This window comes from Vibrio sp. 1288 (genome assembly GCF_033344475.1).
In genome coordinates this window covers 194,739-210,285 of sequence record NZ_JAWPOX010000003.1, presented here as the reverse complement: position 1 = coordinate 210,285, position 15,547 = coordinate 194,739, and the positions used below count along the sequence as shown (strand labels likewise).

18 protein-coding genes are annotated in these 15,547 nt (G+C 44.8%); 10 read left to right on the top strand and 8 right to left on the bottom strand.

Annotation, left to right across the window (positions count from 1 at the left end; translation table 11 throughout):
* The first annotated feature begins 312 nt into the window (after positions 1-312).
* Positions 313-1,743: a sodium:proton antiporter NhaD gene (gene nhaD, locus R8O11_RS03860; protein WP_017633821.1), complete on the top strand. Its 1,431-nt coding sequence runs from the start codon at positions 313-315 to the stop codon at positions 1,741-1,743.
* A gap of 37 nt (positions 1,744-1,780) precedes the next feature.
* Here nhaD and R8O11_RS03855 read toward each other — a convergent pair whose 3' ends face one another.
* A complete protein-coding gene (locus tag R8O11_RS03855; protein WP_033907219.1) occupies positions 1,781-2,176 on the bottom strand; it encodes a GFA family protein in 396 nt (131 codons plus the stop codon).
* A gap of 201 nt (positions 2,177-2,377) precedes the next feature.
* Between R8O11_RS03855 and R8O11_RS03850 the strand changes: the two genes are divergently transcribed.
* A complete protein-coding gene (locus R8O11_RS03850) occupies positions 2,378-2,986 on the top strand; it encodes a YitT family protein (protein ID WP_005374427.1) in 609 nt (202 codons plus the stop codon).
* A gap of 72 nt (positions 2,987-3,058) precedes the next feature.
* Here R8O11_RS03850 and R8O11_RS03845 read toward each other — a convergent pair whose 3' ends face one another.
* The 3 genes from R8O11_RS03845 to R8O11_RS03835 form a co-directional block, all read right to left on the bottom strand.
* On the bottom strand, positions 3,059-3,829 hold the full coding sequence (locus R8O11_RS03845) for a hypothetical protein (RefSeq protein WP_318193930.1): 771 nt from the start codon (positions 3,827-3,829) through the stop codon (positions 3,059-3,061).
* Positions 3,830-3,920: 91 nt separating this feature from the next.
* Positions 3,921-4,403: a methylated-DNA--[protein]-cysteine S-methyltransferase gene (locus R8O11_RS03840; RefSeq protein ID WP_005374431.1), complete on the bottom strand. Its 483-nt coding sequence runs from the start codon at positions 4,401-4,403 to the stop codon at positions 3,921-3,923.
* Positions 4,400-5,767 (bottom strand): AlkA N-terminal domain-containing protein, encoded by a 1,368-nt coding sequence (locus R8O11_RS03835; RefSeq protein WP_318193929.1) that lies wholly within the window; start codon positions 5,765-5,767, stop codon positions 4,400-4,402. Before R8O11_RS03835 ends, R8O11_RS03840 begins: the two co-directional genes overlap by 4 nt.
* 194 nt (positions 5,768-5,961) lie before the next feature.
* On the opposite strand from R8O11_RS03835, the gene R8O11_RS03830 reads away from it, so the two are divergent.
* The 3 genes from R8O11_RS03830 to R8O11_RS03820 all read left to right on the top strand — a co-directional run bounded on the left by R8O11_RS03830 (position 5,962) and on the right by R8O11_RS03820 (position 7,639).
* On the top strand, positions 5,962-6,165 hold the full coding sequence (locus R8O11_RS03830) for a hypothetical protein (RefSeq protein ID WP_017633816.1): 204 nt from the start codon (positions 5,962-5,964) through the stop codon (positions 6,163-6,165).
* 325 nt (positions 6,166-6,490) lie between these two features.
* A complete protein-coding gene (locus R8O11_RS03825) occupies positions 6,491-6,934 on the top strand; it encodes a DoxX family protein (protein WP_005374434.1) in 444 nt (147 codons plus the stop codon).
* 9 nt (positions 6,935-6,943) lie between these two features.
* Positions 6,944-7,639 (top strand): pirin family protein, encoded by a 696-nt coding sequence (locus R8O11_RS03820; RefSeq protein WP_238970634.1) that lies wholly within the window; start codon positions 6,944-6,946, stop codon positions 7,637-7,639.
* An 81-nt stretch (positions 7,640-7,720) separates the two neighbouring features.
* On the opposite strand, the gene R8O11_RS03815 is transcribed toward R8O11_RS03820, so the two are convergent.
* Positions 7,721-8,614, bottom strand: coding sequence for a LysR family transcriptional regulator (locus R8O11_RS03815; protein ID WP_005374436.1), 894 nt, complete (start codon positions 8,612-8,614; stop codon positions 7,721-7,723).
* 149 nt (positions 8,615-8,763) lie between these two features.
* Here R8O11_RS03815 and R8O11_RS03810 point away from each other — a divergent pair, with 149 nt between their 5' ends.
* Positions 8,764-9,117 carry a DUF413 domain-containing protein gene (locus R8O11_RS03810; protein WP_005374439.1) on the top strand — a complete coding sequence of 118 codons (354 nt, stop codon included), beginning with the start codon at positions 8,764-8,766 and terminating at the stop codon, positions 9,115-9,117.
* A gap of 147 nt (positions 9,118-9,264) precedes the next feature.
* Here the strand turns inward: R8O11_RS03810 and R8O11_RS03805 are convergent, their stop codons facing one another.
* Positions 9,265-9,516, bottom strand: coding sequence for a DUF3081 domain-containing protein (locus R8O11_RS03805; protein ID WP_005374440.1), 252 nt, complete (start codon positions 9,514-9,516; stop codon positions 9,265-9,267).
* Positions 9,517-9,890: 374 nt separating this feature from the next.
* Here R8O11_RS03805 and nagB point away from each other — a divergent pair, with 374 nt between their 5' ends.
* On the top strand, positions 9,891-10,691 hold the full coding sequence (gene nagB / locus R8O11_RS03800) for a glucosamine-6-phosphate deaminase (RefSeq protein WP_318193928.1): 801 nt from the start codon (positions 9,891-9,893) through the stop codon (positions 10,689-10,691).
* 90 nt (positions 10,692-10,781) lie between these two features.
* Here the strand turns inward: nagB and R8O11_RS03795 are convergent, their stop codons facing one another.
* Entirely contained in the window at positions 10,782-11,648 is an 867-nt protein-coding gene (locus R8O11_RS03795) for a glycerol kinase (RefSeq protein WP_318193927.1), read from the bottom strand.
* A gap of 154 nt (positions 11,649-11,802) precedes the next feature.
* Positions 11,803-13,029: a sodium/glutamate symporter gene (gltS, locus tag R8O11_RS03790; protein ID WP_171344991.1), complete on the bottom strand. Its 1,227-nt coding sequence runs from the start codon at positions 13,027-13,029 to the stop codon at positions 11,803-11,805.
* A 413-nt stretch (positions 13,030-13,442) separates the two neighbouring features.
* Between gltS and R8O11_RS03785 the strand changes: the two genes are divergently transcribed.
* From R8O11_RS03785 to R8O11_RS03775, 3 genes are read left to right on the top strand one after another with little or no spacing between them, the layout of a single operon-like run.
* Positions 13,443-13,814 carry a GntR family transcriptional regulator gene (locus R8O11_RS03785; protein WP_005374444.1) on the top strand — a complete coding sequence of 124 codons (372 nt, stop codon included), beginning with the start codon at positions 13,443-13,445 and terminating at the stop codon, positions 13,812-13,814.
* On the top strand, positions 13,811-14,668 hold the full coding sequence (locus R8O11_RS03780) for an ABC transporter ATP-binding protein (protein ID WP_149191669.1): 858 nt from the start codon (positions 13,811-13,813) through the stop codon (positions 14,666-14,668). The genes R8O11_RS03785 and R8O11_RS03780 overlap by 4 nt, the downstream gene beginning before the upstream one ends.
* The gene (locus R8O11_RS03775; RefSeq protein ID WP_318193926.1) at positions 14,668-15,498 is read left to right on the top strand and encodes a hypothetical protein; all 831 of its coding nucleotides are present in this window, start codon (positions 14,668-14,670) and stop codon (positions 15,496-15,498) included. Before R8O11_RS03780 ends, R8O11_RS03775 begins: the two co-directional genes overlap by 1 nt.
* Positions 15,499-15,547 lie beyond the last annotated feature (49 nt).

Here is a 15,547-nt window from a genome sequence, read left to right as displayed (position 1 = left end):
AGAATTTGCTTTCACTCACAAAAAACATTGTTCATTTCCTTTAAATTGGCTCGACTATTACAACATTGCTCATTAAACGGAGGCTGTATGTGGGCAGGTCAAGGACTCGTTCCTTTTTTAGAGATTAGTCACTGGTTAACTTACGGTTTATATGCCGCTGCGGTTTTATTCGGCGCAGCAAGCATTGCGTCACTCAGAAAATAGTGGCGCACACTATCATTTCCTAACTCCTACTGTTAATTCGAGCTCTCTCACAACTAACTCATTCATTTGTGGCTAATATTTCTCCAACCAGACAAAGGAGAAATGTCTATGCCAATCTATCCAATTGTGGCTTTCTGCTGTTTGTTGTTCTCTAGCGCCACCTTTGCTGCATCAACCAATGAACTGAATCTTGTTAATTCTGGTGTCGGTTACGCGGCTCTGATTATCTTTTCGATCGCTTACATACTGGTTATGTTGGAAGAGTATCTGAAAATGAGAAAATCCAAGCCAGTGCTGCTCGCTGCAGGATTAATTTGGATTCTGATTGGCTACACCTTTGCTCAACACAACCAGCCTGAAATCGCCAAATCCGCACTAGAACACAACTTGTTGGAATATGCCGAGTTGCTGCTGTTTTTGCTCGTGGCGATGACTTACATCAACGCAATGGAAGAACGCAAACTCTTCGATGCCTTACAGGCGTGGATGGTTGGTAAAGGTTTTGGATTCAAAAAGTTGTTCTGGCTGACGGGGTTTCTCGCTTTTGTCATTTCACCGATTGCCGATAACTTAACTACGGCCCTTTTGATGTGCGCTGTAGTGATGAAAGTCTCTGGTGATAATCCTAAGTTCGTCAATCTTGCTTGTATCAACATTGTTATCGCAGCCAACGCTGGCGGTGCATTCAGCCCATTTGGTGATATTACAACCCTGATGGTGTGGCAGGCCGGTCATGTCAGCTTTGCTGAGTTCATTCCGTTGTTTGTACCGTCATTGGTGAACTACTTGGTTCCCGCATTTTTGATGTCACTTTTTGTTCCAAACACAAAACCGAATACGATTCACCAACACGTTGAGCTAAAACGCGGGGCAAGGCGTATTGTCGCGTTGTTCATTCTGACGATTGCCACCGCAGTCTCTTTCCACGCCTTGCTGCACTTCCCACCCGTTATGGGCATGATGATGGGCTTGGCCTACTTACAGTTTTTCGGATATTTTTTGCGTCAAACTCTTAAACACTCACTCGCAAAAAAAGCAGCTATGGCAATTGCCAATGGCGATGATCAGGCATTGAAGCGCTTAGGCTCAGTGGTTCCGTTTGATGTGTTTCATCGTGTGTCTCGAGCCGAATGGGACACCTTGTTGTTCTTCTACGGTGTTGTGATGTGTGTTGGCGGTTTAAGTTTACTTGGCTACCTCGAACTGGTTTCAAACGTCATGTACACGCAATGGAACCCAGTCTGGGCAAACGTAATGGTTGGTGTCCTATCTGCAATTGTCGATAACATTCCGGTTATGTTTGCTGTACTGACCATGGAACCAAGCATGTCGATGGGCAACTGGCTACTCGTCACATTAACCGCAGGTGTCGGGGGCAGTTTGCTTTCCATTGGCTCCGCGGCCGGCGTCGCTTTAATGGGAGCCGCGCGTGGACAATACACCTTCTTTGGCCACCTAAAGTGGGCTCCCGTCATCGCCTTGGGTTATGCCGCCAGTATTGCGGTACACTTGTGGATGAATAGCGGTTTATTTACTTAAAAACACCTAGAATTAGTCACTTAACTTGCAATGTAACCTAACGGTCGGATGGATGGTTAACGCCATCCATCACTTCAATCGCTCCCAACTCATATGGGTTGACGCCCTCTAAGCAGCCGACATTATAGCCATACTCACTCGGGTCAGAACGACGCTGATGGTGCGTATAAATACCGCACTCGCCACAGAAAAAGTGCTTCGCAGTGTGTGTATTAAATTGATACTGCTTCAAGACTTCTTCGCCTTGCACAATACGAATACCGTTCAAAGGTACAGACGCGACAATCGCGCCACGACGTCGACACATAGAACAGTCACACCGTCTCGGCTTCTCAATACCATTGGGTAACGCCAGTTCCAGCTCAACTTTTCCACAGTGACAACTCAGTCGATGTAATGTGCTGATTTGGGTGTTGCCAACTTTCTTAATCATAACTTTTCCTTGTTGTTTTTCTATCTGTGTACATTATGTTAAACAGGTTAATATCATCATAATCTCGTCCAAAAACTCGACATCCATCACTTTTCGCGACATTTTATTGGCCGATTTGTTAGTTGCTATTTTGGCGATTGTCTATCGCGTCCGTGAGACGTGTTATCTCCGGCGCGGTTTTTAAACCAAGGAAATTAATTTATGGACAAAGATCATAGCCTAAGAGAGAACCTCTTGGCTCTGACGCTCGGCAGTGCGTTGGTGTCACTTGGGGTGATATTTTTTAGCAAAGTAGGATTGCTCACTGGCGGTACGGCTGGTTTGGCGATCTTCCTAACCAAAGTGAGTGACTTCAGTTTTGGTCAGATATTTTTCGCTCTTAACCTCCCTTTTTATATTTTATCTGTGATGCGCATGGGTTGGCGCTTCACTATCAATACCTTTATTGCGGTTTCGATTGTCTCTTTTGCGGTCGATCATCTGCATCATGTGATTGAGATTTCACGAATCGAACCTTTCTATGCGGCACTTTTGGGTGGTGGGCTGATTGGAATCGGTATGTTGGTAATTTTCCGTCACAAAATGAGTTTGGGTGGCTTTAACATTCTAGCGTTGTACCTTCAGGAACGTTTTGGAGTTCGAGCGGGTAAAGTTCAAATGGCGTTAGATTGTGCCATCGTGGTGATGTCACTGTTCATTGTAGATGTGCACCTTATCGCTCTATCTGTTCTAGGTGCCATCGCAACAAACTTGATTTTGGCGATGAACCATAAACCAGGACGATACCAAGCAAAAGCGCAAGCAGCATAATCATCGCTGCATAGTCAACAACCCTAAAGCCCCCAGCCAGTCGCTCGGGGCTTTTTTCATTCAACGCTAAGATCACGTCAACGAGCTCGTTTTGCAGTGCAGCTGCATCTCTTCATCCAATTTAGCTTTATATTTCTGGCTAAGATGGAAGTGTACTTGCATCAATAAGTCATGTGCGTGGAACAGCTCAAACGCGTCGCTACCATTTTGCTGACAAATAGCCTCACAGCGCTCAGCATGCACTTTGGCTTCTTGCGGTTTATCTGCTTTAAGCAAGCTCATCGCTAAGCGATACTCTGCGCGCTCTTCTTGCATCCAACCCCCTGCCACTTTCCAATAGTCTAGCGCGAGTGTCGCTGCTTCTAACATCTTCGATTTTTCCATGCACGTGCGCTCAGCCAGCGCTAATGGCCCTTCTGCATCGTTCGGCGTCATTCCTAACGCTGCCTTCACCAACCATTGACTCGCCAGTTCAAGCTGAACAAGTGCAGAAAGTTCATTCGAAATCAAAGCGTAAACTCGGCGTTGTTCTTGCTCTTCCAATAATTCCATATTGTCAGTGCCATCTACGAAATAGCGCGCAACGGCAATACTGCGTTGAAATGCCAAACTCTCGGCAACCTTGCGTTCATTAAAGTGATCTAAACAAGTAAGAAACTGTTCTGGGCACTGGAGATGCCCAATAGCGGTATGCAGCATCAATGCGAATATTCGCTCGATTTGGGTAACGTCTTCCACCTCGCTCAGAGCCGTTTCTAGCTGAGCATAAATTTGTTCGGGATTGTCCTCGTGATGCTGCCAACACTCACTCATGAAGGCATCAAAATCCGTTTTGAAAGGCATGTCCTTTTTCTATTCGTATAACGAATATGAAACTCTACACTATCGTTACCCCTGTGTAGCACGCTTAATCCCAATATGAGAATCGCCTCACTTAAAGCGGTGTACCTTGCTCCAGCGCGAGCAAACGTTGTTTGCGCTCCACTCCACCTGCATACCCAGTCAGTTTTCCGCTTTTGCCAATAACACGATGACAAGGTACCACGATAGAAATCGGATTCTTCCCGTTTGCTAACCCAACAGCACGCACGGCTTTAGGGTTACCTATCGCATTCGCGAGATCTTGATAGCTCCACGTTTCCCCATATGGAATGGTCGTTAGTGCCTGCCAAACTTGATTTTGAAAATCAGTGCCTGTCGCTGCAAGGGGCAAGTCGAATTCGTTGCGCAGACCAGCAAAGTATTCATCTAGCTGCGTTACAGCTTGGCGCAAGACCGGATGCTGCTCGTCTCGCACCCCCAGCTCACTCGGCTTAGTGGTGCATGTTTCAAACCAAATGCCAAGTAAGCCCTCAGCGTTCGATTGGATAGTCACCGTTCCTAGTGGACTCGGCATTTCGGTATAAAATGTTTTCATGATTGATTCCATAAGTGAAACGTCGCGTAGCTTCCCCAAGGGGCCGCAGTGTGCGTATTCAGTGATGGGTAACGCTGCATCGCCTTTTTCACCACTAAGTCTTTATCTAGAAAGCAATCGGGTTGAGATTGCCCTCGCAGTTGAGCATAACTGACGGTCCAAGGTCCAATGCCTTTCAAAGCTAGCCAGTGCTGGGGGTCAGCTTCTGAGTTGTCCTGCATAAACTGGGCGAAGCGCACTAGCGTCTCTTTACGGCTTTGCGGCATGCGCAAAAAGCTCACGTCGGCGTTCGCAATATCACTGGGAGTCGGGAAAAAACGTTTTTCTGACTCTCCACTAAGTGTGGTCACCAATAAGTTAAGTTGACCAATCGCAGCTTTAACCGACACTTGCTGGCCTAAAATCGCTCTAACCCCTGCTTCCCATGCATTCCATACACCAGGAATACGAATACCTTTACTCGACACGAGCCCAGGCGCGACATACTCCAAATGCTGCTCAACAGTACAAATATCAGCGTCAAGATCGAACATACGACGAATGTCAGACACCAAGTTTTGCAGCTTCGTTACGTCTTCAATTTCAAACGCCAGTTCTAAGTATCCTTCACCTTTTGTCGCTTTAAACCAGGCTTTGCTGTTATCCAAAAAAACGTTGCGCTGATAACTCTCATCACTCACTAGCTCAACCCCCTCAACCGCTCGCAAACGATAGAAGTCCAACATGTGCGACCAATTCAACTCACCTCGATAAGGTAAGGCAATTCGATTGCAACCCGCACCATCAAACTCTTTACGGCGTACTTGAGAAGGCGTTAGTTTGAGAAACTTTTGAAAAGCATCGTTAAAGCGGCGCGTACTGTTAAAACCTGACGCAAACCCCACGTCGGTGACCGACATAGAGCTGGAGTGAAGCAACTGTTTGGCGAACATTAGTTGCTGATATTGCGCATACTGCTTGGGTGACATACCTAGATACTGCTCAAACAACATACGTAAGTAACGGTCAGAAATCCCAACACGCTCAGCCAACTCTAACACCGAATGGTGATGCAACTCCCCTCTATCAATTAACGAAATCGCTCGTTGAAAGGTCGTCTCGACACCTTTCCATGCCCAAGATCCAGGCGCGCTGTCTGGTCGACAGCGTAAACACGGACGGTACCCTGCTTGAAGGGCTTGCGTCTTATCAGCGAAATACTCAACATTTTCTTCTTTAGGCAAATTTGCCGGGCAAATCGGACGACAAAAGATTCCCGTTGTTTTTACCGCCACATAAAATCGCCCATCAAAACGACTGTCTCGCGCGACTCGCGCCTTGTGACACTGCTCGAAGGTCAGTGAGGTATGGGGGTGAATAAACATAGTGCTTTCCTTGCTCATGCCTTTTGTCATTTATTGTTCATAGGCATCGTTCAATATAGTGTTATTGTAGCTTGCTTAAGCGCCCACAATTAGCCATTTTCGGAACTCAATATTGAGATTTATTGGCACTAGCGCTTTTGTACACTAAAGTTAGATCCAGAACATCACAACAACGTCGGCTAAAGGGAATTGGCATGGACTTACATACTTGCGTAATTGTATTAAGAAACCAAAAGGTTATTACCAGTAAATCCGTAGATCATTCTATTGGAATTATCGAACGAGACTCAGATAACGAGATCTCAGAAATTCAGATTAATGCGACGGATGGACGTAATATTCGAACTTATCACTACAACAATGTAGAGGAGTCATTAGAGAGCTTAATGAACCTCTGACGGTTTTCTTTAACACACCTTTCTCCCTTGTTAAAAGCGAAAGCAATAGAGCACAGTACATGTGCTCTTTTTTTGTTTAACAGCAAAAATGTTTATCGAAAATAATGACAGACCTTGATTTAAAACAGACAATAATCGGCAAATAAACACCCGAATATAAAAATCAAGACATTGATTTAAATAAATAAAAACCAATCATTCAATTTTTTAGAACGAGTTTATCAAAATCCTCCCGTTATTTTTATGTTCGCCTCTACCTAAACTGTTCTCAACAGCACGGGAGCACACGCTTCCCACTCATTGAAAAGAGTCAGAGGACAGAATCATGAAAGCACTATTACAGAAAATTACCACGTCAAACGCAGGTTACAGCGCACTATCACTTCGCGTTCCAATCGGCATTATCTTTATGGCGCACGGCGCACAAAAACTGTTTGGCTGGTTTGGTGGCTACGGCCTAGAAGGCACAGGTCAGTGGATGGCATCTATCGGTTTAGGTCCTGGCGTACTCATGGCGTTACTTGCGGGCAGCGCAGAGTTCTTTGGCGGCTTGTTCATTTTACTTGGTCTGCTAACTCGACCAGCAGCCGTTGCTTTGGCGTTCACGATGGTGGTAGCGATATTCTCTGTCCACTTTGAGAATGGCCTGTTCATGGCAAACAACGGTTACGAGTTTGGCTTGGCATTACTGGCAGCGAGCGTTTCTCTGGCGTTCTCTGGCGCAGGTAAAGCAGCGTTAGATAACTTTTTAAACAAAAAGCTCTCTTAAGGAGGCCTTATGGTTACGGTAAGACATGCAGCAGACCGAGGTCGAGCAAACTTTGGCTGGCTTGATAGCAAACATACGTTTTCTTTTGGTAGCTACTACGATCCTCAACATATGGGCTTTTCTGAGCTGAGAGTCATTAATGACGATGTAGTCAAGCCTGGCGCGGGTTTTGATACACATGGCCACCGTGATATGGAGATCATCAGCTATGTGTTGGAAGGTGTTATCGCACACAAAGACAGTGAAGGTAACGTCAAAACACTACCTGCAGGTGAATTCCAACTCATGTCGGCAGGGAAAGGGATTTACCACAGTGAGTACAATGCGTCGAACCAAGATACGCTGCGGTTTCTACAGATTTGGATTCAACCAAACACATTTGGAACCAAACCAGGTTATCAGCAAAAAGATTTTGGTCGCAATCCTGGGTTAACGACTATCGCAACTCCAACTGGAGAAAACGGCACGCTACTTATTAAGCAAGATGCGACTTTGCATCAGTTAATTCTTGAGCCAAGTAGCGAACTAAACTTTGAGATTGAGTCGGGCCGAAATCTATTCATCCATCAAGTAACAGGCAGCCTTAGTGTCGACAATACCACTTTGACAGCTGGCGACGGCGCGAAGATTGAACACCAGAGTAAGGTTGTTTTGCGCAATACATCAAACGAAAGCACAACAGCCCTGTTGTTTGACTTACCATAACTATCGATTCATCGAGATAAAAACAAAGCCGCCTTGATTTCTCAAGGCGGCTTTTTCGTTTTTCTGACTTTTCATTCAACGCTATTCGTCGGAAGTGCCAGAACCAATTTGCTGAAAACTGTAAGCGGTCAGTGGATCGATCTCTTTGACAATTTCTTCCACTTGCTTAATTGCGTCTACAGACGAGCTAGCTTTACGATAGCTCAAATAGATAGGGCGACACCAATCTTCTACTCCAGACACCTTGTGAAGCTGCCCATTAGCGATAAATGGCTCCACGAGAGAGATTGGTAAGTACGCGGCTCCACCCTTCTCTAAAATAAAGTCCAATGCGATACGCGCTGTTGAAGTGCGTAAATATGGAGCCGGAATCTTAGGGTGACGTTCAGAATGCTCCGAGGAGAAACGCGTCCCCCAGTCAACGTACACATATTTGTTTTCGAAAACGGTGTCTAAAGAATCTTTCTCAGTTGATACCAGAACGAGAACAACATCTGCCACTTTTTTACAGTTAAGCTCATCAGCTTTGATCTGATCGAACGCAAATGCCATATCTAACGTGCGCTCTAGCAAGCTACGACTGAGCATCTCACGTCCCATCACTTCTGCCATGAAGCCATAACCACCAAACGAATCTGTGACGACACTTAAACAATTCTGTAAATAAGCGTCCCAAATGTTTGGCGTGCCACCTAACGTTAGTTGCAGCGCTTTGCCATCTTCAAGCGATAATTCTAGCTTCGCTTGTTGCAATGTAGTGACCATTACCTCGGCATAGCTGATTAAGCGCTCACCTGCAGAGGTCAACTTTATGTTATTTCGATCACGAATAAACAATTGCGTATCGAAGTAACTTTCCAATTGTTTGATACGTGCGCTCACAGCGGCTTGGGTAATATAAAGGTTCTCAGCAGCACGTCCGAAGTGACGAACTCTTGCCAGCTCTAAAAATGTTCGAAAGACTTTTACATCCATAAACCATCTCCTGGTTAATATAAAACCAGATTAACAACTAATTAAAATCATGACGACAAAAAAGTTTTGTTTTTCTTTTGTTAGATTTAAGCCTAATTTTCGCCGTAAGTTCACTACATTCATCAATAACGGTTACAGAGGCTGTTGACATGTCTGACACTGAATTCCGTCATGGCAAAAAACGTTTTTACGATAACGTAAAATTCCCACGCGGCTTTGCAAAGTCTGGCGATTTTACTCTTTCAGAAGAGGAAATCCTAACAATTTATGGGGATACAATGCTTGGCTTAGAGTCAGGCGAATTAACACCTGAAAACAGCGAAGAGAAACACTTCATCAAGGTGTTAGAAAACCCGGGCAAAGCAAAAACAAAACTTGAGCGTACGTGGCTAAAGTACACCCAACTTGCTCGTGGTCGCAAGCGCTTCCATACGCTAAATGGTCGTAACAAGCCTGACGCCACAGAAGAATACATTGAAGAGAGTTTGGTTGAAGACGATTAATAACCAATAACCTAGTTCTCGCCTTTTTCTAGCAGTAGGCGAAAGCTCGTTTGACTTTACTGAGCGAGCAAGACAAGCTCATTTCTTCTCCTAAAGCCCAAGGGGGCATTCTCCCAAGGGCTTTTTTAATATTTGGGTGATGACCGTTTACTTGGCGAGCGTCGCAATCTTTTTCAGAAAGCTCTCTTTCAAATGCTCTTGGTCATATTCCAAGTGATAGGTGTTGTGGAAGCCAATTTTTAGCTCAACACCATTCCCTCTCAAGAAAACGTTGTACCCATCGTAGTCAGAAAACGCTTCTACACCTTCATACATTTTACCAAATTCGGTTGGCGTACCGTTGTTCATCACACATTCGTAAGCCTGTAGTACTTTGCTCGGATCTAACTCATTTTTCATACCGAATTCCTCACTGGTTTACACATTTCAATTATGGTTAAAGAATGAGCGCCATGCCATATCTAACCCATAATATTTGAAGTTCTTGTGCGATTTCGCACTCTGTAGGTTGTTAAAAAACAAGGTTAAGTGCGAAGGCAGAACTTAATTTAGATCATAAATTTTATCTATTGATTCGTCAGTTTCATAATGCAATTTCTTTGTGAAAAATCGTCTTATAAAAGCATTTAGATATAAAAATCGTCGACAAAACCAACATTGGTTAAAAAAAAAGCAAAATTTTGACCTAAAACAATAGCAGTTCGCCATTACTTATTTTATAATGCGAATTAATGTTTCAGTACATCGTCAATTCCAATAACTAGGGGCACAAAATGAGACTTATCCCGTTAACTCGAGCAGCACAAGTAGGTAAGTGGGCAGCTGCGCATATCGCTAAGCGTATCAACGACTTTAAACCTACTGCTGAGCGTCCATTCGTTCTGGGTCTACCAACTGGTGGCACTCCTCTAGCAACCTACAAAGCCCTAATCGAGCTTTACCAAGCCGGCGAAGTCAGCTTCAAAAACGTCGTGACTTTTAACATGGATGAGTACATTGGCATCCCTGCGGATCACCCAGAATCTTACCGCTCGTTCATGTACAACAACTTCTTTAATCACATTGATATTCAAGAAGAAAACATCAACCTACTGAACGGTAACACAGACGATCACGACGCAGAATGTAAGCGTTACGAAGACAAAATTAAGTCTTACGGCAAGATCAACCTGTTCATGGGCGGCGTGGGTAACGACGGTCACATGGCGTTCAACGAGCCAGCGTCATCTCTTTCTTCTCGTACTCGCATCAAGACCCTCACTGAAGACACTCGCATTGCGAACTCTCGCTTCTTTGACGGCGATATCAACCAAGTGCCTAAATACGCGCTGACTATCGGTGTTGGTACGCTTCTAGACTCAGAAGAAGTGATGATCTTGGTCACTGGCCATAACAAAGCTCAGGCACTTGAAGCAGCCGTGGAAGGTTGTGTAAACCACCTATGGACAGTTTCTGCTCTTCAACTTCACCCTAAAGCGGTGATCGTATGCGACGAACCAGCTCAACAAGAACTGAAAGTGAAGACAGTGAAGTACTTCTCTGAGCTAGAAGCAGAAAACATCAAAGGCTTTTAACCCATAGGATGGCAGCCTAGAAACACACTAAAAATACAAAACCCGTGTTGAACACGGGTTTTTTCTTATCTGAACAGCGGGCTTAAGTCGTCAATAAGCTTTAATACCAAACTGACGAAGACGCTTAGGAAGCACTTCATCCAACTTGTCTAGTTCACTCGGTTCGACTTCGATAAGATTGAAATGATGCTGCTCATAAACAGTACGAATGGTCTCACGGTCGGCCTGAGCCATCTCCCCATCGTCACTTCCCCAAAATTGCAAATAGACTTTGCCACCTGGCAAGTAAAAATCGCTAGTGACATCTTGGTCAATCGGCAACTGACGCTCATAAGCGTGCACAACACCAGCCAAGTACAGCCAGTTGTCGATGAGCAACTCCCCCTTAGAGCGCACGTAATGCCCATCTAATGTTCGGTGCTTGGCTTCAAATTTTTGGCGAAAGCTTGAGTACGATTTATCCGTAGAATGTGACTCCGCGTCTTGCCCTAAAAACTCAATGACAGACTGCTTAAGACGCTTGTTACGCAGCACCACATCGTGCCATACGACAAAGGTATTTTGTGTTTCTGTATCGGTTCTTTGCTGCCCACCAGCGCGCACACCAGCTTCTGTGACACTCCATCCCTCTTCGGATTTGGTCAACCAACCCAGTTCACTCAAAAGCTGGTTCATGCGCTTCGCATTCAATTTCAGCTTTTCACCCAGTTGTGTCGCGCTCAATGTTTTCCCTGAGCTGGGAGTCAGCTCAATATGTAAGTTGGTCGGCCAGACGATGAACTGGCCAAATTTAGGGTGATCCACATACTCACCGCCAAACTTTGCCCCTTCTTTGGTCAAAATCCACTTTTCATCTTGGCGAACGATGTAGCCTGCACGTTTGAGATCGGCAAACAGCAGCTTAGCTTCTACCTTGCGCATTTTCGCTAATGCCGACGTCGATATTTTTTCAGACATGTGGGTACCTCATGCTGCTGCAAAATTGAACACTATGTCGTCATAGTAACGCATTGATTTCACGGCTTGAAGTCAGGCAAACAAGATTTCGTGTTACAAATAGCAAAGCCAGCGTATAGGTGCTGGCTTTGTTATTTCGGTAAAAAAGCGAATGTTATCGAATAAAAGCGATGCATCCTTGCAAAATCACTAAATTCACAATGTCGATGAAGAATGCACCGACAATTGGAACCACCATAAATGCTTGTGGTGATGGACCATATCGACTCACGATGGAGCCCATATTCATGACCGCAGTCGGTGTAGCACCTAACCCAAAACCGCAGTGTCCGCTAGCGATCACCGCCGCATCGTAGTTGCCTCCCATCATGCGGAATGTTACGTAGTAAGTGAACATCGCCAACACTGCCGACTGAATAGCAAGAATAATAAGGAATGGGATCGCAAGATCGAAAATATTCCACAATTTCAAACTCATCAAGGCCATGGCAAGAAATAGAGATAGTGCAACCGTGCCAAGAATATCAACGGTTTCTAAATCAACCTTGCGCGCCTTCGTCACTTCCATGATGTTAGTGATAACAACACCAATAAACAGCGCATACACAAAATCGGGAATCATTAACCACTTGATGTCAAAACTGCTTACCCAACTCTCCAGATACTTCGCGCCTGTCACGCAAAGTAGAATGATGGACAAGCTTTCAACGACTCTTTTCGCTGTGACGCGATCTTCCTCATGTTCGTTGTACGTCACCAGTTCAGGGAAACTCTGATGACTTTGATTGGTGCGTCCGTATTCCGATTCCAAGTTGTGTTTGTTTAGTAGCTTTTGTGCAACAGGGCTGCCAATAATCCCGCCCATCACCAAGCCAAATGTAGCAGAAGCCATTGCCACCTCTAGAACATTATGCAAACCATACATTTCTTGAAAAGTTTGGGACCACGCAGCTCCAGTTCCATGTCCGCCAGAAAGCGTAATGGATCCGGCGATCAACCCCATGAGTGGATCTAACCCCAACGCTGTTGCTAAGGACACACCGACCGCATTTTGGATAAGAATGTAGACCGATGCCACAACTAGGAAGATGAAAACCTTCGCACCGCCTTTAATCAGTTGGGTGTAATTTGCCGCTAAGCCAACGGTTGCAAAAAACATCAGCATAAAAACGTTTTGCAGTGGTAAATCAAAGGATACATCCACACCGTTTAAGTGCATCATCGTGATTACGCAAGCGACCACTAGACCACCAACAATTGGCTCTGGAATATTAAATTTTTTTAAGGTTGGTAACTTGGTATTGATGAACTGCCCTAAAAACAACACGCAAATTGCGACAAGGAACGACTCCTGTGGGCCGATAGATATTACCTGATTCATGAGACCTCTTTACTCTACTCTTTCTCATTCATTGAGCACGCGCTCAACGTGAGATAGGTGCCTAAGCCAGTCAGATTGCCTCTCGAAACTTTTGTTTTCTAGGCCTCTTTGACCATTGATTCTCATCAAGTAAGAAATAGGCAGAGCTAAAATTATGCTAATTATCATTCAGTGAGAATATTCATTTAGAACAGGCGATAAGTGTATTAATGGGAAGAGAAAAACAACACTTCTCAACTTATGAGAAGCAATTAATTTCCATATAAAACAAAACCTCAAAACAACGACCACATAGGTGGATATTTAGAGCGAATGAGACAGGCGGATACACTAGGTTTTAAATTATTACTTTCTCTCTAATGCACTAGGTGTTATACATATATATAACACCATCTCAACCAAGAGATTCACTCATGACTAATTGGCATGATCGCCAACCGATATTTCGACAGTTGGCAGACCAGATCACGCAGCAAATACTGCAAGGTGTCTGGCAAGAAGGCGATGCTCTGCCCTCCGTCCGTAGCATCTCTGCAGATATGAAAATTAACCACCTCACCGTTATGAAAGGCTATCAATTGCTTGTTGATGACGGGCTAGTGGAGAAAAAACGCGGTCAAGGTATGTTTGTCGCTTCAGGAGCAAAGCTCAAATTACTCGCAGACGAGAAGGCACGTTTTCTTCAGCAACAAATTCCGCAGATAGCCGACACAATACAGCGTCTGGATATGTCACTCGACGAATTCATTCAACAACTAAAACCACACTTGAAAGGTGACCAATGAGCGCATTAGTCAGTGTAAACAACGTCTCCAAGCAATATCAGCAACAAGGAGAAGCACTGCATGAAGTGAGTTTCGACCTACATGCAGGACAAGTACTTGGCTTACTCGGCCATAATGGCGCAGGTAAATCAACGCTTATTAATGCCCTACTCGGTGCACATGAATATCAGGGCACTATTCGTATCAACGGATTTGAACCCATTATGCAACGCGACAAGATAATGCAGAGCTTATCCTACATCTCGGATGTCAACGTTCTGCCAGATTGGATGACCGTTGCTCAACTGCTTAACTATACCGAGGGCGTGCACCCAGGGTTCAATCGCGCCCAAGCAGATACGCTACTTCGTCAAACGGACATCAAACCTCGTGCGCGTATCAAATCTTTATCCAAAGGGATGAAGGTGCAATTACACCTCGCGATTGTGATCGCGACCAACACCCAAATCCTCATATTGGATGAACCGACACTCGGGTTAGATCTCGTGTATCGCGAGACGTTTTATCGTCACTTATTGGAATGGTTTCACGACGGCGAGCGCGTGTTGATCATCGCCAGTCATGAAGTATCAGAGATTGAGCACTTGCTGACAGATGTTCTGATTCTTAAGCATGGTCGCCCCGTTCTGCAAACCTCGATGGACAGTATCAGTGAAGACTATTTCATTCTTGAAGCCAACGACGAGCACCGCACACAAATTGAAGCGATGAACCCACTCTCGTCACAAAAAGGCCTCGGTTCAACGAAATGGTTACTCAAAGCCCAGTATGCCCAACAAGCAGAAACAATGGGTTCCATCCATGGGGTGAAGTTAGCGGATCTATTTTTAGCATTGCAGAAGGAGGCAGAGTAATGCGTTCAGTTGTCGCGATGTTGCAAAAAGAGTGGTTAGAAAACCCTCTTGTTTTACGTATTCCACTGTTTGTGTTGGCGTGTGGAGTTATTCTCTTTGTGAGTTTGATGAGTAACGACACTCTACAACACAATATGTTTTTCCAAATGAGCTTTGGTGGCGATGTCAGTGACATTCACAAAGAGCTTGGTGATGATGTCAATATGTTGATTACCGGAGGAGCAGGGCTGCTGTCTATCTTGTTAGCCGTTCAGTACTTCCCAAGAACGCTACGCAAAGAACGGGCGGAAGGCAGCATTATGTTTTGGCGCAGTATGCCTGTCAGTGACATAAAAACCCATTTAGTGAAGCTAGGATTTGGCTTATTGGTGATTCAGCTCGTCTGCTCGGTGCTCGTACTCGCTGCAAATTTAATGTTGTGGTTGCTGAACATCTCTACTGATCACCAATTGGCTTTATTGTACCGCCAAGCCTCGTTAGGTTACGTGCTGCTGCATTGGGGAGAGTTTTTAATCAGAATGTTGTTCGCCGGTATTCTGCTGTTACCGCTGGCATTAACTGCGATGGCTATTTCACAAAAAGTGAACTCACCACTGGTCATTTTGTTTATCGCCATTTATGCGCTGCGTTGGATGCCTATCGCACTTTTTGGTTTCTACGGACTAGATCAGTTTTTCTCCGAAGTGCTTTACCTTCCGCTGCACGCCATTATTACTCCAAACCCATTCAATGCCATTCCTCAAGCGGGTTGGTTAAACGTCGGCATTTACGCCTTCATTGGTATTCTTGGTTGGACAGCTAGCCTCAAGTTCAGCCGAACTATCCAATAATTTTTCGTTCAATAAACGACCAAACCAAGTCATAAAAAAACGGTCACAA